This window comes from Alteraurantiacibacter aestuarii, from assembly GCF_039523595.1.
Lineage (GTDB): Bacteria > Pseudomonadota > Alphaproteobacteria > Sphingomonadales > Sphingomonadaceae > Alteraurantiacibacter > Alteraurantiacibacter aestuarii.
Window position 1 is genome coordinate 1,555,477 of the sequence record NZ_BAAAFP010000002.1, and the last position, 25,821, is coordinate 1,581,297.

Genomic DNA, 25,821 nt, shown 5'->3' on the forward strand with positions numbered 1-25,821 from the left:
CCGGTGAACGCCTGATCCTATTCCGGCTTGCGGAAGCGCAGGGCGAACTTGTCCGATGTCGGCTGCACTTCGCGCGGGTTCACATCATGCGCGTCATCGGGATTATGCAGCAGGTCGCTTTCCGCCTCCTTGACGAAGCCCGCCGCGGTCACCTGCTCGACCACGGCCGCCGGATCGATCCGGTGCAGCGTGCTGGTGGCAGAGGTGCCGGTACCCGGGGCCGAGTGATCCTCCACGAAGTAGATCCCGCCCGGCTTCAGCGCATCGAAGGCAGAGGCGTTGATCGGGCCGATATCGCCATTGGCGAGGTCATGATAATTCTCGGTCGTCCACACCAGATCGACCGCTTCGGGCAGATCGAGCGCGGCAAAATCGGCCACCACGACCTCCACATTGGGATATTGCGCGGCCAGCGCGTTGATACCGTCGAGGCCGCCGGGACGGTTGGCGAAAAAGGCTGGCATCAGCGCATAGACCTTGCCCTCAGGCCCCACGCTTTCAGCCAGAATACGCGTGTAATAGCCGCCACCCGGGGCGATTTCGGCAATGGTCATGCCCGGCTCCACACCGGCAAAATGGACGATTTCGGCAGGCTTGCGCAAACCGTCACGCGCCACATCGGCCTCAGGCCGGCGATCATCGGCAACGGCGGCGGAAATGGCAGCCATGGATTCTTCATGCGCAAATGCGGGGATCGATGCGGTCGAGGCGAGCAGAGCTGCGGCAATTGCGGTGGTGACGGTGGCGGAAAAAGCGCGTTTCATGGACAAGTCTCCCTTTGGGCGGAAGGCTATCTTTCTGCGCGCCTAAAACAACCCTCAATTTGTATCGACAGCGGCCCTTTGCTGGTCCAGCAGGCGCACGGCCTGCATGCCGATTATCACCACAAGGCCAATCATCGCCGCGCCGAAATACCACGGCGCATCGTGCCCCACGCTGCCATAGATCAGCCCGAATATCGGCGGGGCGATAATCCGCCCGATGGCGTTGGAGGCCATCAGCAGACCCATGATGCTGCCCTGCCGTTCGGGCGGTGTATTGCGCGACAGCAGCGCCCCGGCAGACGGGAATGCCAGGCTGTGGCCGGTCATCAGTACACCCATCAGCAGCACGCCGGAAACGGGCATGCGGATTACCGGTTGCAGCAGCATGGACAGGGCCAGCAGGCCCAGCCCGATCACGATCACCCGCGCCTCGCCAAATCGCGCAACCAGCGGGCCGATCAGCACCAGCTGCGCAAACAGCCCGCCGCCGCCAATGGCGAGGAAGGCAAAGCCCAGATCATGCGCGCTCCAGCCAAAATTGGCCTCGCTCCACAGGCCGTAAATGGCCTCCATCGAGGCGAAGGCGGCGATGCCGAAAAAGGAGATCACGAACAGGCGAGAAAGCAGCGGCTGGGCCGAAACAAAGGTGAAAGCCTCTGAATAGCGGGGCATGGGCCTGCCCTTCCCCTGCGGCTCCACCGCATCGCGCAGCACCGCCATGCACCACGCGCTGGCCAGCAGCGCCAGGCCGCCAGCGATGAAGATCGGCAGGCGGAAACTGGCTGCCACCACTTCTTCCCCGGCAAAGACCCCGCCCAGCACCGGTCCAAAGGCAAATCCCAGGCTGAAGGCCGCGCCGAAATAGCCCATGGTCTTGGCGCGCTTTTCGGGTGCGGAAACATCGGCGATGAAGCCCTGCGCCACGCTGAGCGTGCCGGAGAAGAACCCGCTGACCACACGTATGCCGATCGCTGCCCACAGCGTGGGTGCATAGGCGAAGGCGACATAGGACAGGCCCGCCAGCATGGTGGTGACCACCAGCACCTTGCGCCGACCCCACAGGTCCGACTTGCGGCCCCAGAATATCTCGCCAAACACATTGCCCAGCGAATAGGCGGCAAACAGCAGCGCAATCTCGAACGAATTTGCCGCAAACACCTGCCCGTAAAACGGCAGCAGCGGCAGGATCAGGCTGAAACCGGCAATGTTGATGAACACCGCCACCAGCAGCGGAGGAAGGCGCTTATCCATTGTACCTTGGCTCCGGCAGGCCCTGCACTCCAAGGCCATCGATCACGAAATTATAGCCGTCATGTTCGCCCGGCTCACGCCCCAGGAAGGATGGGTCGATGGTGGGGACGAACAAACGATCCAGATCAGGGCCGAAGAACATGCAGCTGGCGGGCAGCTTCGTAGGCATGTCTATCACCCGCTTCACCTCGCCCTTGGGTGACAGGCACAGCACCACCCCGCCCTCGCAGATCGCCACCCACATATCGCCGCTGGCATCGATGGTCGCACCATCGGGAATGGGGCCATATTCGCTGGTGTCGAAGAACTCGCGGCGATTGCTGGCGGTGCCGGTGGCCAGATCATAATCATAGGCATAAATCACATGCGCCATGGAATCGGCATGGTAGAGCACGCGGTTATCGGGGGACCAGCACGGGCCATTGCCCAGCGTCAGACCGCTGTCGAGCTGGCTGATCGCGCCCTTGCTGAGCGAGAACAGCCCGCCCAAGGGCTCTGCCGCCTTGCGGTGGCTGGTGCCGAATATAAAGCGCCCTGCGCGGTCCACCTTGCCATCGGCCAGCTGGATCGCCGGATTGGCAGGCTGCATCAAAGCCAGCGGCGTAACCTCACCGCTGTCAAAATCGAGCGCGTGGATACCATCGACCAGCGCCACGATCGCGCCGCCATTCTTGCGCAGCGCCATCGATCCGATCATGTCGGGAACGTCCCACTGCGCCTGCGCACCACTGTGCGGATGCCAGCGCAGCACCTTCTTATCGAGGATATCGATGTAATAGAGCGCCTGCTCCGCCACGTCCCAAACGGGACCTTCCCCTACCGACCTTTTCGGCAGGTCCAGCCTGGTAATCTGCATGGGTCATCCCCTTCCCGCCAGCGATAATAACGATCGTTATTGTGCTGGCAAGAAGAGGTTGACGTCAGGCCTTGTTAGACAGCCCCGTGGCAGTGCTTGTACTTGTTGCCCGAACCGCAAGGACAAGGCGCGTTGCGGTTGACGTTCTTGTCCTTGTACGGATCTTCCCGGTTGGCGCCGCCGGGACCGACCTGCGCCATGACGGAGCCTGCCAGCGCACCGAACAGCGGCTGGCGAATGGCCGAGCCGTCGCCATCGTTGGAATCGTCCTCGCCTGTGAACGGATCGATATGGCCGGTCATGAACTGGGGCAGGCTGGGCAATTCACGCGCGGGCGGCGGTTCCGACCTGCGCAGTTCGCTGGTCATCAAGATACGGGTCACATCCTCGCGGATGGTTTCCAGCATGGTTTCGAACAGGCCGAAAGCTTCCTGCTTGTATTCGTTGATCGGCTGCTTTTGCGCATAGGCACGCAGGAACACCACCTGACGCAGCGCATCCAGCGTGGCCAGATGCTCCTTCCACTGGAAATCGAGCTGGCTCAGCAGCACGCGCTTTTCAACGTCGCGCCATGCCGGCTCGTCAATTTCCGCAGTGCGCGCCTTCAGCGTTTCTTCGGCCAGCTGCTGCAGGCGTTCTTCGATCAGATCCGGCTCAACCGCCTCTTCTTCCAGCCAGGCGGCCAGATCGGGTGACAGACCCAGCACATCGGCGACCTTCTTCTGCAGCCCGGCAATATCCCACTGCTCGGGATAGGAGCCGGGAGGGCATGCGGTCATCACCATCGCATTGATGGCATCCTGGCGCATGTCGACCACCACATCATCCACGCGGTCGGCGTCCATTATCTCGGAACGCTGCTGATAGATGACCTTGCGCTGATCGTTCATCACGTCATCATATTGCACGACCTGCTTGCGCATTTCGTAGTTGCGCGCCTCAACCTTCTTCTGGGCGGTTTCAATGGCTTTCGACAGCCATTTGGAGCCGATAGCCTCCCCGTCCTCAAGGTTGGAATTCATCATCTTGGAAAACAGCGTATCCGGACCGAAGATGCGCAGCAGATCGTCTTCCAGGCACAGGTAGAACCGTGACAGGCCGGGATCGCCCTGGCGGCCGGAGCGGCCGCGCAGCTGGTTGTCGATACGGCGGCTTTCATGGCGTTCCGTGCCCAGCACGAACAGGCCGCCGGCAGACAGCACCTTCTGGCGCTCTGCCTCGACTTCTTCCTTGATCGTGGCGATGGCTGCCTCGCGTGCGGGGCCTTCTTCCACTTCGGCCAGCTCGTCGCCGATGCGGAATTCGACGTTGCCGCCCAACTGGATATCGGTGCCGCGGCCAGCCATGTTGGTGGCGATGGTCACCGCCCCAAGGCGGCCAGCCTGCGCCACGATATGCGCTTCGCGTTCGTGCATGCGGGCGTTGAGAACGGCGTGCTCGACGCCTTCCTTGTCGAGGAATTGCGACAGCAGTTCGGACTTTTCGATCGACACCGTACCCACCAGCACCGGCTGGCCGATCTCGTGCTTTTCCTTGATCGCCTTGGCGATGGCCTGGAACTTGTCGATCGTATTCTTGTAGAACTCGTCATCCTCGTCGACGCGCTTGACGGGGACATTGGTGGGAATCTCCACCACGTTGAGCTTGTAGATATCCCAGAATTCCGCCGCTTCGGTGGCGGCCGTGCCGGTCATGCCGGAAAGCTTGGGATACATGCGGAAATAGTTCTGGAAAGTGATCGAGGCCATCGTCTGGTTCTCGGGCTCGATCTTGACGCCTTCCTTGGCTTCCACCGCCTGGTGCAGGCCATTGGACCAGCGGCGCCCTTCCATCATGCGGCCGGTAAATTCGTCGATGATGACGATCTTGCCGTCTTTCTCGATATAATCGGTATCGCGCTTGAACATCACCACCGCGCGCAGTGCCTGGTCCAGATGGTGGACAACCTGCGTGTTCTCCACGTCATAAAGATTGTCGGTTTCCAGCATGCCGGCGGCGATCAAGCGCTTTTCGACCTCTTCCACGCCTTCTTCGGTAAGCTGGACGGAGCGCGCCTTTTCATCCGCCTCGTAATATTCCTCTTCCAGCCCCTTCACGATGGCATCGACCGAAACATACAGCTCGGACTTGTCCTCGGTCGGGCCGGAGATGATCAGCGGGGTGCGCGCTTCGTCGATCAGGATCGAATCCACCTCGTCGACGATGGCGAAATTGAACGGGCGCTGCACCATCTGCGCGCGTTCATGCTTCATGTTGTCGCGCAGGTAATCGAAGCCGAATTCATTGTTCGTGCCGTAGGTAATGTCGGCGGCATAGGCTTCGCGGCGGGCCTGTTCGGGCAGGTTGGGCACGATCACGCCCACGCTCAGCCCCAGCCAGTTGTGCAGCTGCCCCATCCACTCCGCATCGCGGCGGGCGAGGTAATCGTTGACGGTGACGACGTGGACGCCCTTGCCTTCAATGGCATTGAGGTAGGTGGCCAGCGTTGCCACCAGCGTCTTGCCCTCACCCGTGCGCATTTCGGCGATTTCGCCGCGGTGGAGGACGATGCCGCCAACCATCTGCACATCGAAATGGCGCATGCCCAGCACGCGCCTGGATGCCTCACGCACCGTGGCAAAAGCCTCGGGCAGGAGATCGTCGAGCTTGGCGCCTTCCTGCAGCTTCAGGCGAAACTTGTGCGTCTGCGCCTTCAGCTCTTCATCGGAGAAGTCGGCCAGCTGCGGTTCCATCGCATTGATGCGCTCAACCGTCTTGTCGAGCGAGCGCACATAACGGTCATTGGCCGAGCCGAAAATGGATTTGGCAATTGTCTGCCACATGGGCGTATCCTGTCGTGATATGGAGATTGGCCGCATGCACGTGCGCGGCCCGGAATTTCAGCGAATTGGTAGAAGCAGGCGCTGCTATTCGCGCGCGCGGTCTGCCTTCAGCATCACCGTGGGAACGTAGATCGTGATGGTGGGAGGCTTGCGATCCGCCTCACGCCGCTGTCCGGCGAAACGCAGGTATTCGCGCCCCTCGCTCTGGGCGATGGCTTGCGCCTGGTATGCCTCGACCGTCTCGCTCAACCGGACAGTCTGCACGCCTGCATCAACCGCACGCGCAGGCTCAACCGCAACGGTCAGCCCGGTGATTACAGCCAGCAAGGTAAGCAATTGGCGAAGCATCATGGCCCCAGATAGCGATCTATTATGCCTTGTCTACGCCAGCAAAGTTACTTTGCGCTGAATTTTGCCGGATTGTCGGTAGGCCGGGGAGCCTTTATGCGGCTGCGCATGGACCTTGAACGCTCTCCGCTCGCCCTGCCCTTTCCCGACATGCCGGACATTGCCGGCGTGACGCTGCGCGTGGCGCGGGCACGCTACAAGAACTGGGACCGCTGCGACCTGACCTATGCCGAACTGGCACCGGGCACTGCGCTGGCAGGCGTGTTCACGCGCAATATCTGCTGCTCCACCGAAGTGGAGATGGGCCGCGAACAGGTGGCGCGCGGCGCGGCGCGGGCACTGGTGGTCAATGCCGGCAATTCCAACGCCTTCACCGGGTTTCGCGGACGCGAGGCGGTGGAGCAGATCATGGGCCAGGTGGCGGATCACCTGGGCTGCGAGGCGGCGGATGTGCTCGTCTCCTCCACCGGCGTGATCGGCGTTCCCCTGCCCAAGGACAAGGCGCGGGCCGGCGTCGAGGCCGCCTTGAGCGCCGAGGCATGTTCGTGGGAGGATGCCGCCGCAACCATCGGCACCACCGACACGTTCTCCAAGGGTGCAACCGTTTCCGCCATGATCGGCGATGTGCGCGTGACGCTGAACGGCATCATCAAGGGCAGCGGCATGATCGCGCCCGACATGGCCACCATGCTGGGATATATCTTCACCGATGCGGCGGTGGAGCCTGCCTTCCTTCAGGACTGCCTGTCCGCCGCCAATCAGGGCAGCTTCAACTGCATCACCGTGGATAGCGACACCTCCACCAGCGACACCGTGCTGGCCTTTGCCACCGGCAAGGCTGGCAATGCGCCGCTCACCTCACCTGACGATCCGGGCGGTGATGCCTTCATGGCCGCGATGCAGGACATCTGCCGCCAGCTCGCCCATCTGGTGGTGCGCGATGGCGAAGGGGCGCAGAAATTCATCTCTGTCAGCGTAACCGGTGCGACAAGCGATGACAGCGCGCGCCGTATCGGCCTTTCCATTGCCAATTCGCCGCTGGTGAAGACCGCGATTGCCGGGGGCGATGCCAATTGGGGCCGCGTGGTGATGGCGGTGGGCAAGGCGGGCGAGCCTGCCGACCGCGACAAGCTGTCCATCGCGTTTGGCGGCGTGTGGGCCGCGCGCGATGGCCTGCCCCTGCCCGATTATGACGAGGCGCCCGTTGCAAAGCACCTGGAAGGACGCGAAGTCGATATCACCGTCGATATCGGGCTTGGCGATGGCCGGGCCACGGTCTGGACCTGCGATCTGACCCACGGCTACATCGCCATCAACGCCGACTACCGCTCGTGAGCATTTTCGACCGCGAAATGCTCGCCCTGCTGCGCGATGTGAGCGAGCGGGTGATCCTGCCGCGCTTCCGCAACCTGAGGCACGGCGAGGTGGAGGACAAGGGCGGCGACGATCCCGTCACCGTGGCCGACCGCGAGGCCGAGATCCTGCTGAGCGAAGGGCTGGCAAGGTTTGATGCCTCCATCGCCATTGTCGGTGAGGAAGCTGCTCACGCAGACAAATCGGTGCTGGATGCACTGTCCGGCCCGTGCTGGATCATCGATCCGGTGGATGGCACACGCAATTTCGCCGCCGGAAAGCCGCCCTTCGGCATATTGATCGCGCGGGCCGATGCAGGCGTGGTCCAGTCGGGATGGATCTATGATTGCCTGAGCGAGCGGTTCTGCACCGCCCATCTGGGCAAAGGCGCGTTCGTGGACGACGAACGGATCACGTCACGCGCCACCGGTGAGACGCCGCCGGTCGCGGCCATCTCGCTGCTGTTCATGGACAGCGGCCAGCGTCAGTCGATGATGGACCATATCGCCCCGCATTACCGGCTGGTGGACGTGCCCTATTGCGCCGCCGAACAATATCCGCGGCTGGGACTGGGCGAGAACGACATTTCCATCTTCGAACGCACGCTGGCGTGGGACCATGCGGCCGGTGCCCTGTGGCTGAACGAGGCGGGCGGCAAGGTTATGCGGCCGGATGGTTCGGCCTATCTGGTCAGCGAATGGGATCGCAAGGGCCTGCTCGGCGCGGCCAGTCCCGCATTGTGGGACCAGCTGGCCGAGCGACTGGCCGGTCTGCCTGCTTAAAGGACGCTTTCGATCCAGCCCTTGAGCTGGCTCTTGGGTGCAGCGCCCATCTTGTTGGCCACGGCCTTGCCATCCTTGAACAGCACCAGCAGCGGGATCGACTGCACGCCCATCGCACCTGGAACGTCGGGATTTTCCATGATGTCCATCTTGGCGATGGTCAGCTGGCCTTCCAGTTCATCGCTGATTTCTTCCAGCGCGGGGGCTATCATCTTGCACGGACCGCACCAGTCTGCCCAGAAATCGACCAGCACGGGCTTGTCGGAATCGAGCACGTCAGCCTGGAAGCTGGCATCGGTGACACTCTTGGTGGCCATTATCTGTCTCCTGTAATGTTGCGCCAATCTAGGCATGACGGCGCCATCGGCAATGGGTTGTGAGGCATAGGTTTACTGCATTGGGCCCAAGTGCGGTTTGTTCGCCGCCAGAATATCCCTGGGAATCGCGATCAGTTGCGGGGTCTGGGTATAAAGCAGCACCGCCTCCACCGTCCTGCCGGGGAAGATCACTTCCAGCGCGGCGGCATAGGCGCCCAACTGTTTCAGCGTCGAATCGCGCACGTCTGCCAGTGAGGACGGCGGGCGCCGCGCGGTCTTGAAATCGGCGATCAGCACGCGGTCGGGCTCTATCAGCAGACGGTCGGCGGTGCCGGCAATCACCTGTCCCCCCACAGTGGCGGCCAGCGGCACTTCGGCCAGAGCCAGCGGACCAAACAGTTCGGCCCAGTGCGGCGCGGCAATCACCGCCAGAGCGCGGGCAAGCATGTCCTCCCGCTCCGCCAGATCGATATCGCTGCCATGCCTTGCCAGATAACGGCGCGCCTGATCCTCACGCAGCTCCTCCGCCACATCGGGCAGGCGTTCAAGCAGCGCATGGATCAGCACGCCGCGCCTGGCGGCATAGCGCGCCTGATCGGCGGGCCATGGCGGATCGGCGCCCTGCTCTTCCCCGGCGGCGGACGGTGCCAGCGGACGCGGCGGACGCGGTTCGGGTCCGATCGGGGTGGAAACCCATTCGGGCAGTTCCAGCCGCGCGCCATCCTGTTCATTGATCACCTTGGGGATCGGTTCCGCCAGCGCGCCCCGCTCGCGCCGTGCGCCCCAGATGTCGTCATGTTCGGCAATCTCGCCAAACAGGTGGATCAGCCTTGCATACCAGCTGTTGGCGGCAGGCTCCTTCTCCCGCTTGCCCAGCGCGCCGCCGATGAACAGCGCCTCCTCCGCGCGGGTCATGGCGACATAAAGCAGGCGCCAGTGCTCCTCCAGATCGGCCTTGCGAGCCTGTTCGTCTGCGGCGAGTATCGGGCCGACCTTCTGTTCCTTGCGCAGATCGGGCACGGGCATGGTGCGCCCGCCACCGCCCGGCACATCCTCCTCCAGCTCCAGCCCGCGCGTGGGCGATCTTTCAGGATCGCCAGTGGCATCGGCGAGGATCACGATCGGCGCCTGCAGGCCCTTGGCACCGTGTACCGTCATCACCCGCACCATGCCGCCATCGCCCGCAGCATCGCGTTTCAACTCCCCGTCTCCTGCATCGAACCACTGGAGGAACCCTTGCAGGCTGGGCGTATGCGCGGCGGAATAGGCCAGCGCGGCATTGAGCAATTCGTCTATCGGGTCGTTCACTTCGCTGCCCAGCCGCCCCGTCAGCTTGCGGCGCGCCTGCCACGGCCCGATCAGCATCCAGTGGAGCATCGCCTGCGGCGGTTCGAAATCGGCAATCCTGAGCAGGCCGAGCAATTGCTCCACCGTATGCGCCACCAGCGGATCGGACGTGGTGCGCAACTTGTCCCACAGGCTGATGCCGCGCGGCCGGTGGCCATGATCGAGCAGCTCCTGCTGGCTCCAGCCAAAGATCGGCGAGACGAGCAGAGCGGCAAGACTGAGCGAATCATTCGGTTGCGCAGCAAAACGCAACGCCGCCATCAGGTCCTTCACCGCCAGCGGAGCGCCCAGCCGCAGGCGGTCCACGCCCGCCACCGGCACTCCCGCCGCATGCAGGCGCGCCACGATCAGCCCGGCCAGTTCGCGCCGCTTGCGCACCAGCACCATCACATCGCCCGGCCCGGCATTGCGCGGATTGGCCTTGTCCTTGACCAGCGGAAAGCCTGTCTGCATCCAGTGCCTGATCTGTTCTGCGATGCGGTCCGCCATCCGCCGTTCGGGCTGGGAGAGCCAGCCATCGGGGCTTTCGGCGTCCTCCTCCAGATCATCGGGAATGGCGGGCACCGGGTGCCACATGGTCACCAGACCGGGACGATCCTCTCCCACATGCGGCTTGGGGTCTTCCTTCAGCCCGATTTGTGCCGGACCGATGGTGGCAATCGCATCATCGACGAAATGCAGCACGCTTTGCGCCGTGCGATAGGACCGGCCCAGATCAAGATCGACCAGTTCGCGCGCCTGAATATTCTCGCGCATGGCCAGCGCGTTGGATGCCCGCTCGGCCATGGCCTGCTTGTAGCGGGCTTTGGCAGCGGCGAAGTTCTCCGGACTCGTACCCTGAAAGCGGAAGATCGCCTGCTTGTAGTCGCCCACCACGAAGATGGTGCGCAGCTTGTCTTCCCGCTGGCCCATCCCGGTGAAGAAATCGCCGGTCAGCGCATCCATGATGGACCACTGCGCCTGATTGGTATCCTGCGCCTCGTCGATCAATATGTGGTCGAACCGGCGGTCAAGCTTGTAGCGGATCCAGTCGCCCAGCCCGCCATCCTTCAGCAGAGCGGCAGCGCGGTGAATCAGATCGTCAAAGTCGACCAGTCCTTCGCGCTTCTTCGCCTCGTCCCATGCCAGAGCGAACTTGCGCCCCACTTCCAGCGCGGGGGTGATCAGGTCCACCAGATCGAACAGCGTCCTGCGCGCCTCTATCACCGACAGAGCCGCCAGCACATCGTCCCCGACAGCGTCGATATCGGGATCGTGCTTCTGGATATTCTTGAGGTATTTGAGCTGGCCCGCCTCGTTGAACAACGCCGATTTCAGGGCGGTGCAGCTTTCGAGCCGGGCTGCCGGCGCACTGGCGATCCATGCCTCGATCGGCTCTGAATATTTTGCCGCGCTGGGCGTGCCCCAGCTGTGATAGGCGTCTGCCACCTGGCGCAGCGCCGCCAGATCGAAATTCTCATCGCTGCACCAGTCAGCAATCGAGGCGCGGGTTTCCCCGTCGGCAATCCCCAGCAGGCGCGCCACGCGGGGTCGCATCGGCGGTTGCCAGGCGCCGGTACCAAACCAAGCCTCACGCGCCATCGCACAGCGCATCAGCCAGCCGCGCGCACCATCGGCTCCCATGCGCAGCGACAGGTCCTCAAGCGCCGAAATGGCCTCATGATCGCCCTGCCCCTCCCAATCGACGAGAATCTGCGCCAGCACGCGGTGGGCCAGCATGTCCCGCTCGCGATCTTCCATCGGCTGAGTGCCGGGTTCAAGCCCGGCTTCGGTCGGGAATGCGGCGAGCAGCCACTGGGCAAAGGCGTGGATCGTATCGATGCGCAGGCCGCCGCCCGGACAATCGAGCACGCTGGCAAACAGGGTCCGCGCCCGGGCCTGCGTGTGGCTGTCCGCCGATGCGCCGATTGCCAGCAATTCCCCGCCCAGCGCCTCTGGCTTCATGCGCACCCAGCGCGCCAGCACATCGTTGACGCGGGTGGCCATTTCGGCCGCACCGGCCTTGGTGAAGGTGAGGCACAAGATCTGTTCCGGCCGCACATCCTCGCGCAGCAACAGCCGCAACACGCGCGCTGAAAGCACCTGCGTCTTGCCGGTTCCGGCAGAGGCGGACAGCCACACGCTGTCACGCGGATCGACCGCCAGCTTCTGGTTGTCCTGAAGGGGATAGACCTTGCCGCTCATCCGTCGCCGCCTTCCAATCGGCCGATCCATTCATCCAGCCGCATCAGATGGTCATAGGAATTATAGACCCTGGCATCGGGGTTGAGCCGCGCGGTGAAAGGCTCATCGCCCAATATCCACTTGTCCAGCGCATCGTGGAGGAATTTCTCCGCGCTCGGCAGGAAATCATCAGGCGCAATGCCGCTGCGTTTGCCCGGCAGTTTGATCGGCGTGGTGACATAGCCAAAACCGGTGGGGTGATCGGCGTCCTTGGCCTTGGCGAGCGACCAGTATTCGAAGACCCGTGGCTCGCCCGCCAGACTGCCGAACGCCCCTGCGCGCGTCATCAGCCCCAGCGTGCCAAGCTGCATCGCATATCCGCCTTCGACTTCGCGTGACGAGGGCGGCGCGCCGGTCTTGTAATCGACAATCGCCAGCGAGCCATCCGCCATGCGATCTATCCGGTCCGCCGTCCCGGTAATGGTAACACCGCGCAGGGTCATCTTGCCCTTCTGCTCTGACGCTATGGTTTCCCGGTCAAGGTCGGCATCGCGGCGCAGGTCCACCCATTCCAGCGCCTTCATCAGCCGTGGCCGCCACAAGGCGCGCATCAGCGGGTGGGCATTCATCTCCTGCAAATGGTGCTTTGCCAGCTCCTCCATCGATCCTTTGCCCTCATGCCAATCATGCAGGATCAGATGGGCCAGCGTACCCTGCCATGCGGGACTGGGCTCGGCATCGAGCAGGTCCAGTTCCTTCAGCGACAGAATGTGCGAGGCATAGAACTGATAAGGATCGCTGCGCAGCCGGTCGATCGCGGTCACGCTCAGCCGTTCGCGCCGCTGCTGCGCACTGGGCCGGGGCTGAGGGCGCGGGTGCGGGGCCACAGCCTCGCCCTTGTCGATGGCGCGGGCCATCTCCACCGTGCCGCGATTGAGGTATTCCTTCAGCAGGCTCTCCCCCAGCAAGGCGCAGGCGCGCAGCCAGAAGCGCGAGGCAATCACCGGCCCGCCCGCGTCGCGCATTGCCCGGCTCAGCACCACTTCGGGCGCGCCAAGCGCAGAGGCAAGATCGTGCGCCGCCAGCCCGATGCGGAAATCCGCGCCCGGCACGCCAAGCGCCCGCAGGACCGGGGGTGCGAGCACCGCATCATTGGAGGGCGTGGCCGGCCATGTGCCTTCATTCAACCCCGCACAGATCACCAGATCGGCGCGCGTCATGCGGCTTTCCAGCAGGCCATAGATGGCGATGCGCGGATGGCCGCCATAGGGCGGGCGCACCGCTTCGCGGTCCATCGCATCGCGCAATGCGGCGGGCAGGTCCTCTGGCTCCAGCATGGTGCCGACATCGCGGGCGTGCAGCCGCAGTGCCTCCACGAAGCGGGCCAGCGCGCGGCCATCTTCGCGCGACCACAATTCCTCCCCGCACAGCGCCTCTCCTGCCGTGGCCAGCAGGTCGATCAGATCGGCCAGCGGGCGCGGCGCATCATCCAGCATCAGCGGGGTAAGGATTGTCTCCACCTCATCCCACCAGCTCGTGAGTTCAGCCGCCTGCGCAATATGGCGCAGCGGTTCCAGCCCGGGAGCCGGACGCGGGCCGCGCAGATGCAGTTCCAGCTGGCGCGCGGCGTGCAGCCAGTCCTCGCGCCCTTCACCGCGCCGCACCAGCGGATGTTCGAGCAGTGAAACCAGCTCCACCGGCGCCGCTTCCTGCGCCATCACATCGGCCAGTTGCAGCATCACCCGGCCAGCAGGCGTCTGCGCCAGCGGGCGGCCAGCGGTATCGTCCGCCTCAATATGCCAGCGCCGCAAATGCTGCACCACCCGGCCTGCCAGGCCGCGATCGGGAGTCACCACGGCCACGCGCTTCTCCGGTTCCAGCAAGGCTTCGCGCACCAGCAGGGCGATGGCCTGCGCCTCCTCCTCCGGATGGGCGGTCTCGATCAGACGAACGCCGGCAAGGCGGCGTTTCTCGGCGGGCAGATCAACCCAGCTCTTGCTCGCCTCTGGCGGCAGGAACAGGCTGGATATGGCGTGGCTGCGTTCGGGCGGGCCCTTGCCCAGCCCGGCACGGTGCCACGGCTGCACCTCCCCGCGCGCCACGCCCATGCGGTTGAGCAACAGCTTGAGGTGATATTGCGGGTGGGACACGGCATCGCCGCGCTCAAACGGCGTCTGCGCATCGGGAGCGCCAGCGCTGCCCAGCTCATCCCACACCGCGTGGTCCATGGTCAGGTCAAGGTCCGGCAGCACCACGGCCCCGCCCGGCAACTCCGAAATCACCCGCAGCAAATGCGCCAGGGCAGGAGCAGCACTGGTGACGCCCGCGGCCACAATCGGCGTGGCCGGAGGGCTGGCCTGCAATTCCTGCGCAGCGCGGCGGAACAGCATATTGCGCCGCGTTGCCGCATCCACTTCCCCGCGTTGCTGCAATTCATCCAGCCACAGCCGCTGGACAGATGCAAACAGACGCAGGTTTTCGACCCAATGGCCCGACAGGTCGCCAACAAGATCCAGCACGCCCTCACCCATCAGGTCTTCGGGTGCGATTTCCTCTGCCAGCAGGCGGTCCATCACCTGCCCCGTTTCAAACGCCAGCCGCAGCAGAGCGCCGCCGCGCGGAGCATCCTTGCCGCGAAACTGTGAAATCAGCTCTGCCAGCCGCAGCCAGCGGCGCGTGGGATCGGCTGCGGGGGGAATGTCATCGGCGCTGCCAAGCCGGTCAAACAGCGGGCCGAGCGTCTCATCCAGATCGAGGTCGCCCACCATCGCCATGCGCGGCATCAGCATTCCCGCACTGCCCGCTTCGCCCGCGTGGCGGATAAAGGCCTCGCTCATGGTGCGCGCGGCGCGGCTGCTGGGCAGGATCAGCGTCAGCCGGGCCAGCCCCAGCCCATCTTCATGATAGCGCGGGACCAATCCCGCCACCAGCGCATCGGCAAAGCCGCGATGCGCGGCTATGGAATAAATCTGCGGGCCCGGCCCTGACATCAGACCCTATGTGCCATCGGCCAGCGCCATCTCTGTCGGTTTGATGGATTGCGGTGTGCCCACTTCAAACCAGCGCCCGGTAAAGGCCAGGCCGAACAGGCGCTCCTCCTCCAGTGCACGGTCCCACAACAGGTTGGTGGAGAACGGTCCATCGGGCGCATCGCGCAGCAAACGCTTGGAAACTAGCTGTATTCCGGTGAAGATATAGGGCGCGATACGGCCCGACCTGCGCCGCCTGAGCCGGCCCAAGGCGTCCATGTGGAAATCGCCCTTGCCACGAAAATTGGCCGCGCCCTTGTGCGGCACCAGCAGCAGCAGCGCGTCCATCCTGTCCGGATCCCACAACGCGGACAGATCGGCAAAACTGTTCTTGGGCCCATCCAGCCAGAGGTTGTCACTGTTCAGGCAGAAGAACGGATCGGGCAGCAGGTGCTGCGCCTTCACCAGTCCGCCGCCCGTTTCCATCAATTGCGCGCGCTCATCGGAAATGATGATTTCGGGCCGGTCACGCTCTGCCAGATGGGCTTCCAGCACATCGGCAAAGTAATGCACGTTGACCACCGCGCGGGTGATGCCCGCTTCAACCACCCGGTCCAGCGCATGATCGATCAGCGGCTTTCCGGCAACGCGCACCATCGGCTTTGGCTGGCTGGCAGTGAGCGGCCGCATGCGCTTGCCAAGCCCGGCAGCCATGACCATCGCCGTATCCGAAGCAAGCACGCTCATCCCAGTCCTCCACCGCGCCGCGCGCGGATATCCGGCGGGACATTGGCATCGAACCATGACGCAACCGGGGCAAGATCGGGATGCGCCAGATCACGCTCCATCGCTTCCCACACGCGCGGGATCATGGCGAGATAGCGCTGCTTGCCGTCACGCTTCCACAGGCGCGCGAAAATGCCGACGATCTTGGCATTACGCTGTGCACCCAGCCGGGCATAGTCGGCGGCGAAGTCCTCTCCGCAATCGATGCGCGAGGCATAATGGGCCAGCATGGCGCGCTCCAGTTCGGGCGAAACATCGCGCCGCGCATCCTGCAACAGCGACACCAGATCATAGGCGCGGTGACCCACCAGCGCATCCTGAAAATCGATCAGCCCCTGCTCGCCGCCATCGGGATGCTCAGGTTGCAGCAACATGATGTTTTCCGCATGATAATCGCGCAGAACTGCAACACCGGGCTGCTGCCTGGCCAGTAGCGGGGTTAGCACTTCTTCCCATGCGGCATCATGCGATGCGGCATCCACCGTAATCCCGGCACAGGGACAGAACCATTCGGTGAACAGCCGCACCTCGCGCAGATAGGTCGCCATGTCATAAGGCGCAAACGGACCCGGGGGCCGCGTGTGCAGCTGCGCCAGGGCATCCACGGCATGACGGTAAACGCGCATTTCCTGCGCCGGGTGCTGCTCCAGCCAGTCGCGCATGCGGTCATCGCCGAAATCCTCGATCAGGACAAAACCGCTCTCGGCCTGCTGGGCATGGATATGCGGCGCGCGCAGGCCCTGCTGTTCCAGCCACTTGCCCACGTGCAGGAATGGCCGGGGATCTTCATGCGGCGGCGGGGCGTGCATCAGCATGGCGCTGGCATCGCCCCGGCGAATGCGGAAATAGCGCCGGAAACTGGCGTCACCGGGCAGCGGCTCGATCACCGCCTCACCCCAGCCTGCTTCGCGCAGGAATTGCATGATGCCTTCCGGCAGCTCTCCACTCATGCCAAGCGCCCTAGCCAATCAGGCCCCATCTCGACAATCGCCTTGCGTGTTTCGCCGTGGATTTCCAGCGTAATGGAAAGACAGGCAGGCTCATGGGCGAAGCCGCCCGCCTTGTCCGGCCATTCCGCCAGCAAGGCCGCGCCTTCGCGGTAATCGTCCAGCCCCAGTTCCTCCACCTCCTGCGGGCTATCCAGCCGGTAGAAATCGGCATGGACCACCGGCAGGCGCATGGCGGGATCGTCATATTTCTCGATAATGGTGAAGGTCGGCGATGGCACTTCGCCCGCATGACCCAGCGCCGCCAGAATAGCGCGTGCAAGCGTGGTCTTGCCAGCGCCCAGTCCGCCCGTCAGCGCCACCACGTCACCTGCGCGCAGGGCCGCAGCAATCCGCGCGCCAAAGTCATCCATTGCGGAAAGATCGGGCAACTCGACAATCAAGGCAGGGTAACCGTGGCGGTTGTGCCGGCACCCGGTTCGGACTGGATGTCCAGCCTGCCGCCATGCGCCTCTATCAATTGCCGGGCCAACGGCAGGCCCAGCCCGCGCTTTTCCTTGCTGTTGGTGCCATCGCCCACCATGCGATAGCCATCCAGCGCGCGCGCCAGTTCGCTCGGCTTCATGCCCGCCCCATTGTCCGAAATCACGATGCGCGCGCCCTGCTTGCGGCGCGAAAGAGCCACCAGAATGCGGCCCTTTCCCTGCGGCACGGCTTCGATCGCATTGTCGAGCAGATTGCCGATGGCGCGCCCCAGCTGGCGCTTGTCGGCCATGATCTTGCCCGCACTCTTGTCCCCGCGCAGGTCCAGCGCCAGATCCTTTTCCTCAATCGACTCTTCCCGCTGACGAACCACATTTGTGGTGAAGGCGAGCAGGTCCACTTCTTCGGTGGCGATAGGAAGCAGTCCGGCCTCGCTCTGGGTCAGGTCAAGCACGCTCTCTATCTGCTGGGAAAGGCGCTCCACCGAAGCGATGATGGCGCCGATATACTCCTTGCCCTGTTCGCTCAATTCACCCGCCACGCCCGATTGCAGCAGTTCGGCGAACCCGCCGATGGATGTCAGCGGCGTGCGGAATTCATAGGACATGTTGGCCAGGAAGCGCGTCTTGACCGCGTCAGCCTCCTCAAGGGCGGCATTGCGTTCCCGCAGCGCCTGTTCGGCCATCGCGCTGTCGGTCACGTCCAGCACCGTCAGCAGGCCGTTGCCATCGGGCAAGGGAACACCGGCGAATTCCAGCGTGCGCCCGTCGGACAGGATCACCTGCCCGCCGCGCTGGCGGCGATCGAGCGTGGCAGACCGCACCACTTCGCCAATCGCCTTGTGCTGTGCCGGCCGTGCCAGGCACTGGGCAATCTGGTCCAGCAGAGCGTCGACATGCGGATGCTCGTCAAAGAACTCCTCATCCAGGTTCCAGATCGCCGGGAAGGAGCGGTTCCACAGCTGCACCCGCCCGTCGGGCGCGAACACGGCCAGCGATTCGAACAGCGAATCGAATGTGGCGGTCCGCGTACGCAGCAGCGTGTCGCGCGTGGCAGACAGCGCCAGCTGTTCCGAGCGGTCTTCCGCCACCAGCACCAGCCCGCCATCGGGCATGGGCTGCGCGACGATGCGCAGATGGGTGTTGTCCGACAGCGTCCACGCGTCTTCAATCGGATTGTCGAGCAGGAACCAGCCCGCAAGTTCCGAACGCCACGCCGGAAAATCGCGCATTTCGGGCAGCCGTCCCTTGTCGCGTGCAAGATCGAGGAAGCGATCGAAGTCCGGCGGCTCAATCTGCACTGAGCCGGGCAGAGCGAAAATGCGCAGGAAAGGCTGGTTGGCGAAGGTCAGCCGCCGCTCCGGATCGAATTGCGCCACGCCGACCGAGAGCTGATCGAGCATGGAGCGCTGCGCTTCCCTGAAGGCGCGGAAGGCGCGGCCCTGCTCCTCCATCTCCTCGATATCGATGGCGTAACCGGCCACGCCTTCATCGCCCAGCGGCAGATCGCTGACGCGCAGGCTGCGGCGCTGATTGCCCAGCGTTGCCTGCACGATACGTTCGACCGGCAAGTCCTGCTCACGCGATTGCCGGGCAATCTGCGCGGCGGTGAGGCCGTCAACAGGCTCAATCAGTTCTATCTGTTGTTCGACCACGCTTTCAGCATCTGCGGCTTCCACCGCCAGAACATAAGCGCTGTTGACCAGCCGCAGGGTCATGTCCGGCCCGCGGAACCACATGGGAATGGGCGCGGCCTCTATCAGGCCGACAAGCGCTGCAAAATCATTGCGCGCGCGGGCAGTTTCGGCCCGCAGGCGCGCCAGTTCGCCGTGGCTTTCGGAGAAATCGAACCACCAGATCAGGGCCGAGCCGTGCGGAGCGACTGCCGGATCGGCCTGCTGCCCGCGTATCGCCAGACTTTTGACGGAGCCGCGCGGCGTTACCACCATGCGGAAGGGGGCGGCGGTCTTTTGCGTGCGGCGCACCGCTTCGCGCAATTCTTCCAGATCGTCCGTGGTCAGGCCCACCGTCCCGGCATCGAGTTCGCTGAGGTATCCGGGCAGGCGATCAAGACCAAGCCAGGCAGACAGCCGGTCCGGCCCTTCGATCCGCCCATCCCCGCGCACCAGCATGGGGATTGCCGGGGAATCGTCGATCATGCGCGTCAGCCGCCGGGCGGTGGAGCGCGCGGTGCTGGCCTGCCGCACGCGGGCCTGCGCTGCCAGGACCAGCCACACCGCGCCCAGCGTCCAGGCCGCCAGAAGCAGGCCGAGCAATGCCAGTGAGGAAGGCGAGAGTTCCATTACTTCCAGCTATGGCCGACGGGCCGTGGATGCAATGGCAAGCGGGCGAGTCCCCACGTCTGTGAGGACCCGCCCGTGCATTTTCAGCCGAATTGTCGCTTAATAGCGATAATGATCGGGCTTGTAGGGGCCGCTCTCGGGCACGCCGATATAATCGGCCTGCCGCTTGCTCAGCTTGGTCAGCTGCACACCCAGCTTGGCGAGGTGCAGTTCGGCCACCTTTTCGTCCAGGTGCTTGGGCAGGACGTGCACTTCCTTGGAATAATCATGCCCGCGCTGCCACAGTTCGATCTGCGCCAGCACCTGGTTGGTGAAGGAACAGCTCATCACGAAGCTGGGGTGGCCGGTGGCGCAGCCCAGATTGACCAGGCGGCCCTGCGCCAGGATCAGGATCTGCTTGCCATCGGGGAAGGTCACCATGTCGGTGCCAGGCTTGATTTCCTTCCAGTCGTAGTTGTCGAGCGCGGAAATCTGAATCTCGGAATCGAAGTGGCCGATGTTGCACACGATGCTCATCGGACGCATCGCCTTCATGTGCTCTGCGGTGATCACGTCTTCGTTGCCGGTTGCGGTCACGAAGATGTCGCAGCGCTTCACGGCTTCTTCCATGGTGACGACTTCATAGCCTTCCATCGCCGCCTGCAGCGCGCAGATCGGATCGATTTCGGTCACCATCACGCGGGCGCCGCCCTGGCGCAGCGAATCAGCCGAACCCTTGCCGACATCGCCAAAACCGGCGACGCAGGCGACCTTGCCGGCCAGCATCACGTCCGTTGCACGGCGGATGGCATCGACCAGCGATTCCTTGCAGCCATACAGATTGTCGAACTTCGACTTGGTGACGCTGTCATTCACATTGATGGCCGGGAACGGCAGGTGGCCGTTCTTGGCGATCTGGTACAGGCGGTGGACACCGGTGGTCGTCTCTTCCGACACGCCCTTGATGGCCTTGACCGAGGCAGTGAGATAGCCCGGCTTCTTGGCGATATAGGCCTTGAGCGCGCGCTGCATCTCGATCTCTTCGGCGTTCTGCGGATCGGGCATGGTTTCGCCCGCTTCCAGACGCGCGCCCCACAGGGCGAACATGGTGGCATCGCCGCCATCGTCGAGAATGAGGTTGGTGGTCAGATTGGGCTCGTCTTCGGTCGACCAGTCGAAAATATTGCCGACATAATCCCAGTATTCGGCCAGGCTTTCACCCTTGATGGCAAAGACCGGAACGCCAGTCGCGGCGATCGCGGCGGCGGCGTGATCCTGCGTGGAGAAGATGTTGCAGGTCGCCCAGCGAACGTCTGCGCCAAGCGCGGTCAGCGTCTCGATCAGCACGGCGGTCTGGATCGTCATGTGCAGCGATCCGGTGATGCGCGCACCGCGCAGGGGTTTGGACGCGCCGAATTCCTCGCGCAGGGCCATCAGGCCGGGCATTTCGGTCTCGGCAATGTTGATCTCGTCCCGGCCGAATTCGGCGAGAGAGATGTCCTTAACGATATAGTCGTTCTGAGCGACAGCAGTGGCCACGTACACTTCTCCTGTAAAATGAAGGGGTGAAGCGTCGCCGGGGCTCCATGCAACGCGCTATTTCGCACACGCACATAGTCGCGCGGAGGCCTCGCGACAACCCCGGCCTTTTGGGCCTGCCAACGCTGACCGTCGACGCTGGCCGTTTGGGTTGCACTGCCAGCGCAATAACCTATTTGTACAGCTGGACGGGGACAGGAGGATTATCCCACATGACAATTTCCAAGGGTGAAAAGCTGCCCGACGTAACGCTGGTCAAGGCCGGTGCAGACGGGCCCGACAAGGTGCAGAGCGCCGATTTCTTCGCCGGCAAGAAAGTGGCGCTGTTTTCAGTGCCCGGTGCCTTCACCCCGACCTGTTCGGCCAAGCATCTTCCCGGCTATGTCGAGAAGGCCGCCGAGCTGAAAGCCAAGGGCGTGGACGAGATTGCCTGCACAGCAGCCAATGATGCGTTCGTGATGGCTGCGTGGAACAAGGCTGCCGGCTCCAATGACATCACCATGCTGGCAGACGGCAATGGCGATTTCGCCAAGGCGGTTGGCCTTTCGGCAGACATGAGCGGATATGGCATGGGCCAGCGCGGCCAGCGCTATTCGATGATCGTCGATGATGGCGTGGTGACCGAAATCAACGTGGAAGGCCCCGGCGAATTCAAGGTCTCCAGCGCGGAGCATATGCTCGGCCAGCTGTAAGCTCCGGCCCCAAGCCAATACGAAAAAGGGCGCCCGTTGCGGCGCCCTTTTTATTATGTTTCGTGAAGGCCCCTCAGTCGCCCCATTCCACATTCACGCCCAGACTATCGATATTGGGCACGAAATTGGGATGCGCGCGCCGGATCGGGTCGGCATCCAGAATGGTGCTTTCGCCGTCGATGGAGGCGGCCACCATCAGCATCGCGATGGCCACGCGGATAATATACGGGCTGGTCACCGTGGCAGGCACCAGACGGTCCCCGCCAAAGGTGATCAGGCGGTGCGGATCGCACAGCAGCGTGTGCGCGCCGAACAGTGACAGTTCAGTGTGCCAGGTCAGCCCGCCTTCATAGACTTTGTTCCAGAACATCGTCTGGCCCTTGGCCTTCACGCCCAGAGCGATGAAGATCGGCAGCAGATCGGCCGGGATATAGGGCCACGGCGCGGCTTCCACCTTGGTGATCAGGTGGCTGGTGAAGTTCTGCTGCACCTCCAGCTGTTCGGGAGCGATCAGGCGCGACCAGCCATCCTTGTGCTCCACATGGGCACCAAATTTGGCAAAGGTCTGGTCGATCAGCATGAAGTTTTCAGGCTGCGAATTGCGCACGGAAATATCGCCGCCGGTTACCGCTGCCAAAGCAAGGAAAGTGGCGATCTCGTGGAAATCCTCCACGAATGTGTAATCCGCCCCGCCCAGCTCTGCCCCGCCCTCGATCGACACCATCGAAGTGCCCTTGCCCTTCAGCCGGGCGCCCATCAGTTCCAGAAATGCGCACATTTCCTGCACATGCGGCTCACAAGCGGCATTGACGATCTGGCTGGTGCCATTGGCGGTCAGCGCGCTGATGATGAAATTCTCGGTCGTGGTCACGCTGGCATACTCCAGCCACATGCGCGTGCCCTTGGTCTTGCCCCTGGTACGGAAGACGATGTCCTTGCCTTCGGTCGAAACCTCGGCGCCGAAAGCCTTGAACACGGCCACGTGGGGATCAATCTCGCGCGCGCCAAGCGTGCAGCCCTTGACCTCGTTTTCCAGCCGCGCCTCTCCCAGACGGGCCAGCAGGCCGGGGATCATCATGATCGAAGCGCGCATCGCCTGCGGCAAAGTGGCCTTGGCTCCGGCGGGAATGGTGCTGTGGTCAATGGTCAGCACCTTGGCCGCCTTGTCCCAGTTGACCGTGCTGCCCAGCGCGCCAAAGAAATCATGGATGCGGGTCACGTCGGTAATTTCGGGCACATTGCGCAAAGTGATGGGCGCATCGCTGAGCAGGGTCGCGCACAACACCGGCAACACAGCGTTCTTGTTGGCAGAGGGGTCAATCTTGCCCTTCAATGGCTGTCCGCCGCGGACGTAAAGCGCCGTCATGTCTTTCCTTCCGAAATTCTAATGCGAGCGATCGGGCATCAATAGCCCATCAGCTTGAGCACTTCTTCGCGGCTTCTCGAATCGCTGCGAAACAAGCCCATCACGCGGCTGGTGACCATGTTGACGCCGGGGGTGCGCACACCGCGGGCGGTCATGCAGGCATGGCTTGCCTCGATCACCACGGCCACGCCCCTGGGCTCCAGATGTTGCCAGATACACTGCGCCACCTCGGCGGTGAGCCGTTCCTGGATCTGCAATCGCCGCGCATAGCCGTGCAGCACACGCGCCAGCTTGGAGATGCCGACCACGCGGTTGGTGGGCAGGTAGGCGATGGCCGCCTTGCCGATGATCGGCGCCATGTGATGTTCGCAATGGCTCTGGAAAGGGATGTCCTTCAGCAGGACGATCTCGTCATAGCCGCCCACCTCCTCGAACACGCGGGAAAGGTGATGCGACGGGTCTTCGTCATATCCCTGACAATACTCCTTCCACGCACGTGCGACACGCGCTGGAGTATCAATCAGACCCTCTCGCTGGGGATCATCGCCGGCCCATTTGATCAATGTGCGGATGGCATCCTGCACATCTTCGGGAACCGGGGGCTTGCCGCGGGGATCGTCCTCATCCGGACCAACCAGGCTACTCATTTATCCGATCGTTTCCTTGTCAATCTTGTCTTGGCTTTGGCCAATAGGCTGCCCGGACGGAAAAGACCACGTTTGCGCGGTAATATTGCGAACAACTCGTCAGGATGCTCGGGATCGAACATCTCGCGCTCGGCCAGTTCGTGTGCCCAGTCTTCGTGAATAGTTGTGTTGAAGGGTCGCAGGCGGCAGGCCTTGGTGCCCCCAAGCGATGCGATCATCGCGGCCATGGACCCGTGCTGTTCAAGCAGCCGGGCGACCTCGTCCTGCTCCACGCCGCAATGCTCCGCCAGCAAGGAATGGCGCAGCGCCCTGATCGGTTCATGCGCATGGGCGTTGCCGGGCCGCGCGGCATCGATGAACACATCGCATTCGCTGTCCAGGCCCATCGACCGGTTATTGAAATTGGCCGAGCCGACACGGATCACCATGTCATCCACGATCAGCAATTTGGCGTGGACATAGATCGGCGTCTTGCCGGCGAAGGGCACATACAGGTGGAACCGGTCATTGGCGTCCAGTTCGCGCACGGCATCCACCAGCGCCGCGCGCGCGGGGTCCATCACCTGGCTTTCAATCCAGCCATCAGCCGACTGGGCGTGGACGATCACGATTTCAGGCGGATCGGGCTCGTTCAGCCTTTTGGCAATCGCCTCGCAAATGGTGCGGGAGGCGAAATACTGGTTCTCCGCATAAATGAAGTGCTTCGCCGCCGCGATCTGCAGCAGGAACAGCTGCTCGACCTCATCGATGCGCGGCTGATCCTTATAGGCAGCGCGAGAGCGCGCGATGCCCACTTCGACATTCTCGAAATGCGCACCCAGTGCATCAGGCCAGGCACTGTGATCCTGCGGCCTGCACGGAATCAGAGGCTTGCCGCCAGCCGCGATCCAGCGCGTGTGGCCAAGGTCCGCCAGCGCTGCGGCAATGTCACCTTCCATCAACATCGCCATGTCATGCCAGGGTCCATAGGGCGCGCCGCCCGGCCCGATCCGCCGATCATCATGTTCCAGGTGATCGCGGGTGTCCCACCGGCGCGACGTCATGTCGATACCGCCGCACACAGCAAACTTGTTGTCGATGATGACCAGCTTCTGGTGATGGCTGCACCCAACCGGATGCGCGGTATCGAACTTGAAGTCTATGCGGCGATGCGGCCACCAGCGGATGAGGTCGATCATCATCGATCCGCGGCCAAGGAATTTGAGCGCACCCACGCTCCATTTCAGGATGCGGACTTCCAGTCCCGGACGTTTCCTGCCCAGCCACAGGATAAAACTGCCAAGCCGGCGCGGATAATATCTGCGCCAGCCCTTTTCCCACCAGCGCCGCCCCTTGGACAGATGAATGCGCGTGTCGAAATCCCAGCCGATCAGCAGGATTCGCTGCTCGGCCTTCAGCATGGCCTGCTGCATCAGGTCGAAGTAATCCTCGCCATCCACCACCAGAGACGCGCGGCTGGCCCATGCATAACGCCAGACACCGGGCGCGGCGGATTGATCCCCCTGCCCGGCGTCGACGCCTGTCTGTTCGGTTTGCTGCGCGACCAATTGCCCCTCTTGCGCCGGATCTTATTCCTTGGCGTCTTCCATCTTTTCCGGCGTCACCTCGGCTTCAGCCTCTTCCACCTTCTTCCGGCGCTCGAAGACTTCACGCATGTGCTGCTCGTCTGCTGCCGTAAGATGCTTTTTGAAGTCGGGAAAGTGATCCTCTTCCTCTTCATCGATATGGTGCAGGTAATCGTGCTTGAACTGCTTGAACTTGGTCAGCCAGGCACCGGTGGCCATGTCCGTCGCCGCCAGATCGTTCAGCATTTCTTCGATCTCGTGGTGTTCGGCCACCGAATGGCGCGTTTCGTCCGTGGTCGGCGGCTTGCGCATCATGGTTGAATAAAGCGCCTGCTCCTCAGCCGCGGCATGCCCCTTCAATTCATAGGTCAGCGCCTCGAACAGGTCCTTGCGCTCTGCGGATTCGCCATGCGTTTGCTCGATCGTGGCCAGCAGCTGGCGATGGTTGTCATGATCTTCCTTGAGACGGGCGAAGATATCGTCATTGCTCATTTCGAAGCTCCTATCTTTGGTTTGAAGATAGAACCCAAAGAGCCGCGCCAT

The 25,821-nt window shown here is 63.2% G+C and carries 20 protein-coding genes; 3 read left to right on the plus strand and 17 right to left on the minus strand.

Annotated features, from left to right (window positions below; translation table 11 throughout):
• Positions 1–17 precede the first annotated feature (17 nt).
• From ABDZ98_RS11055 to ABDZ98_RS11075, 5 genes are all read right to left on the minus strand, one after another.
• Complete coding sequence (locus ABDZ98_RS11055; protein WP_343807706.1) at positions 18–764, minus strand: class I SAM-dependent methyltransferase; 747 nt, start codon at positions 762–764, stop codon at positions 18–20.
• Positions 765–818: 54 nt separating this feature from the next.
• Positions 819–2,015 (minus strand): MFS transporter, encoded by a 1,197-nt coding sequence (locus tag ABDZ98_RS11060; protein WP_343807708.1) that lies wholly within the window; start codon positions 2,013–2,015, stop codon positions 819–821.
• Positions 2,008–2,871, minus strand: a complete 864-nt coding sequence (locus ABDZ98_RS11065) for an SMP-30/gluconolactonase/LRE family protein (RefSeq protein WP_343807711.1) — start codon at positions 2,869–2,871, stop codon at positions 2,008–2,010. The genes ABDZ98_RS11060 and ABDZ98_RS11065 overlap by 8 nt, the downstream gene beginning before the upstream one ends.
• Positions 2,872–2,945: 74 nt before the next feature.
• Positions 2,946–5,693, minus strand: coding sequence for a preprotein translocase subunit SecA (gene secA / locus ABDZ98_RS11070; protein ID WP_343807714.1), 2,748 nt, complete (start codon positions 5,691–5,693; stop codon positions 2,946–2,948).
• An 84-nt stretch (positions 5,694–5,777) separates the two neighbouring features.
• Positions 5,778–6,044, minus strand: a complete 267-nt coding sequence (locus ABDZ98_RS11075; RefSeq protein ID WP_343807717.1) for a hypothetical protein — start codon at positions 6,042–6,044, stop codon at positions 5,778–5,780.
• A gap of 105 nt (positions 6,045–6,149) precedes the next feature.
• Here ABDZ98_RS11075 and argJ point away from each other — a divergent pair, with 105 nt between their 5' ends.
• Positions 6,150–7,376, plus strand: a complete 1,227-nt coding sequence (argJ, locus tag ABDZ98_RS11080) for a bifunctional glutamate N-acetyltransferase/amino-acid acetyltransferase ArgJ (RefSeq protein ID WP_343807720.1) — start codon at positions 6,150–6,152, stop codon at positions 7,374–7,376.
• A 17-nt stretch (positions 7,377–7,393) separates the two neighbouring features.
• The gene (locus tag ABDZ98_RS11085) at positions 7,394–8,176 is read left to right on the plus strand and encodes an inositol monophosphatase family protein (RefSeq protein ID WP_343808945.1); all 783 of its coding nucleotides are present in this window, start codon (positions 7,394–7,396) and stop codon (positions 8,174–8,176) included.
• Here ABDZ98_RS11085 and trxA read toward each other — a convergent pair.
• The 8 genes from trxA to ahcY form a co-directional block, all read right to left on the minus strand.
• Positions 8,173–8,493, minus strand: a complete 321-nt coding sequence (trxA, locus tag ABDZ98_RS11090) for a thioredoxin (protein ID WP_343807723.1) — start codon at positions 8,491–8,493, stop codon at positions 8,173–8,175. The two genes, ABDZ98_RS11085 and trxA, sit on opposite strands and share 4 nt — an antisense overlap.
• Before the next feature lie 72 nt (positions 8,494–8,565).
• Positions 8,566–12,024 (minus strand): double-strand break repair helicase AddA, encoded by a 3,459-nt coding sequence (gene addA / locus ABDZ98_RS11095; protein WP_343807726.1) that lies wholly within the window; start codon positions 12,022–12,024, stop codon positions 8,566–8,568.
• Positions 12,021–14,993: a PD-(D/E)XK nuclease family protein gene (locus ABDZ98_RS11100; RefSeq protein ID WP_343807729.1), complete on the minus strand. Its 2,973-nt coding sequence runs from the start codon at positions 14,991–14,993 to the stop codon at positions 12,021–12,023. The genes addA and ABDZ98_RS11100 overlap by 4 nt, the downstream gene beginning before the upstream one ends.
• 6 nt (positions 14,994–14,999) lie before the next feature.
• Positions 15,000–15,719 carry a nucleotidyltransferase family protein gene (locus ABDZ98_RS11105; RefSeq protein WP_343807732.1) on the minus strand — a complete coding sequence of 240 codons (720 nt, stop codon included), beginning with the start codon at positions 15,717–15,719 and terminating at the stop codon, positions 15,000–15,002.
• Positions 15,716–16,708, minus strand: a complete 993-nt coding sequence (locus ABDZ98_RS11110) for an aminoglycoside phosphotransferase family protein (protein ID WP_343807735.1) — start codon at positions 16,706–16,708, stop codon at positions 15,716–15,718. The genes ABDZ98_RS11105 and ABDZ98_RS11110 overlap by 4 nt, the downstream gene beginning before the upstream one ends.
• Positions 16,705–17,148 carry a tRNA (adenosine(37)-N6)-threonylcarbamoyltransferase complex ATPase subunit type 1 TsaE gene (tsaE, locus tag ABDZ98_RS11115; protein WP_343807738.1) on the minus strand — a complete coding sequence of 148 codons (444 nt, stop codon included), beginning with the start codon at positions 17,146–17,148 and terminating at the stop codon, positions 16,705–16,707. Before tsaE ends, ABDZ98_RS11110 begins: the two co-directional genes overlap by 4 nt.
• Positions 17,145–19,490: a PAS domain-containing sensor histidine kinase gene (locus tag ABDZ98_RS11120; RefSeq protein ID WP_343807741.1), complete on the minus strand. Its 2,346-nt coding sequence runs from the start codon at positions 19,488–19,490 to the stop codon at positions 17,145–17,147. The genes tsaE and ABDZ98_RS11120 overlap by 4 nt, the downstream gene beginning before the upstream one ends.
• Positions 19,491–19,589: 99 nt before the next feature.
• On the minus strand, positions 19,590–21,008 hold the full coding sequence (gene ahcY / locus ABDZ98_RS11125; protein WP_343807744.1) for an adenosylhomocysteinase: 1,419 nt from the start codon (positions 21,006–21,008) through the stop codon (positions 19,590–19,592).
• Positions 21,009–21,220: 212 nt separating this feature from the next.
• On the opposite strand from ahcY, the gene ABDZ98_RS11130 reads away from it, so the two are divergent.
• Positions 21,221–21,700: a peroxiredoxin gene (locus ABDZ98_RS11130; protein ID WP_343807747.1), complete on the plus strand. Its 480-nt coding sequence runs from the start codon at positions 21,221–21,223 to the stop codon at positions 21,698–21,700.
• A gap of 73 nt (positions 21,701–21,773) precedes the next feature.
• Here ABDZ98_RS11130 and ABDZ98_RS11135 read toward each other — a convergent pair whose 3' ends face one another.
• From ABDZ98_RS11135 to ABDZ98_RS11150, 4 genes are read right to left on the minus strand one after another with little or no spacing between them, the layout of a single operon-like run.
• Positions 21,774–23,066 (minus strand): UDP-N-acetylglucosamine 1-carboxyvinyltransferase, encoded by a 1,293-nt coding sequence (locus ABDZ98_RS11135; RefSeq protein ID WP_343807750.1) that lies wholly within the window; start codon positions 23,064–23,066, stop codon positions 21,774–21,776.
• Positions 23,067–23,104: 38 nt separating this feature from the next.
• Positions 23,105–23,713 (minus strand): GTP cyclohydrolase I FolE, encoded by a 609-nt coding sequence (folE, locus tag ABDZ98_RS11140; RefSeq protein ID WP_343807753.1) that lies wholly within the window; start codon positions 23,711–23,713, stop codon positions 23,105–23,107.
• A complete protein-coding gene (locus ABDZ98_RS11145; RefSeq protein ID WP_343807756.1) occupies positions 23,710–25,260 on the minus strand; it encodes a phospholipase D-like domain-containing protein in 1,551 nt (516 codons plus the stop codon). Before ABDZ98_RS11145 ends, folE begins: the two co-directional genes overlap by 4 nt.
• A gap of 21 nt (positions 25,261–25,281) precedes the next feature.
• Positions 25,282–25,770: a hemerythrin domain-containing protein gene (locus ABDZ98_RS11150; RefSeq protein WP_343807759.1), complete on the minus strand. Its 489-nt coding sequence runs from the start codon at positions 25,768–25,770 to the stop codon at positions 25,282–25,284.
• Positions 25,771–25,821 lie beyond the last annotated feature (51 nt).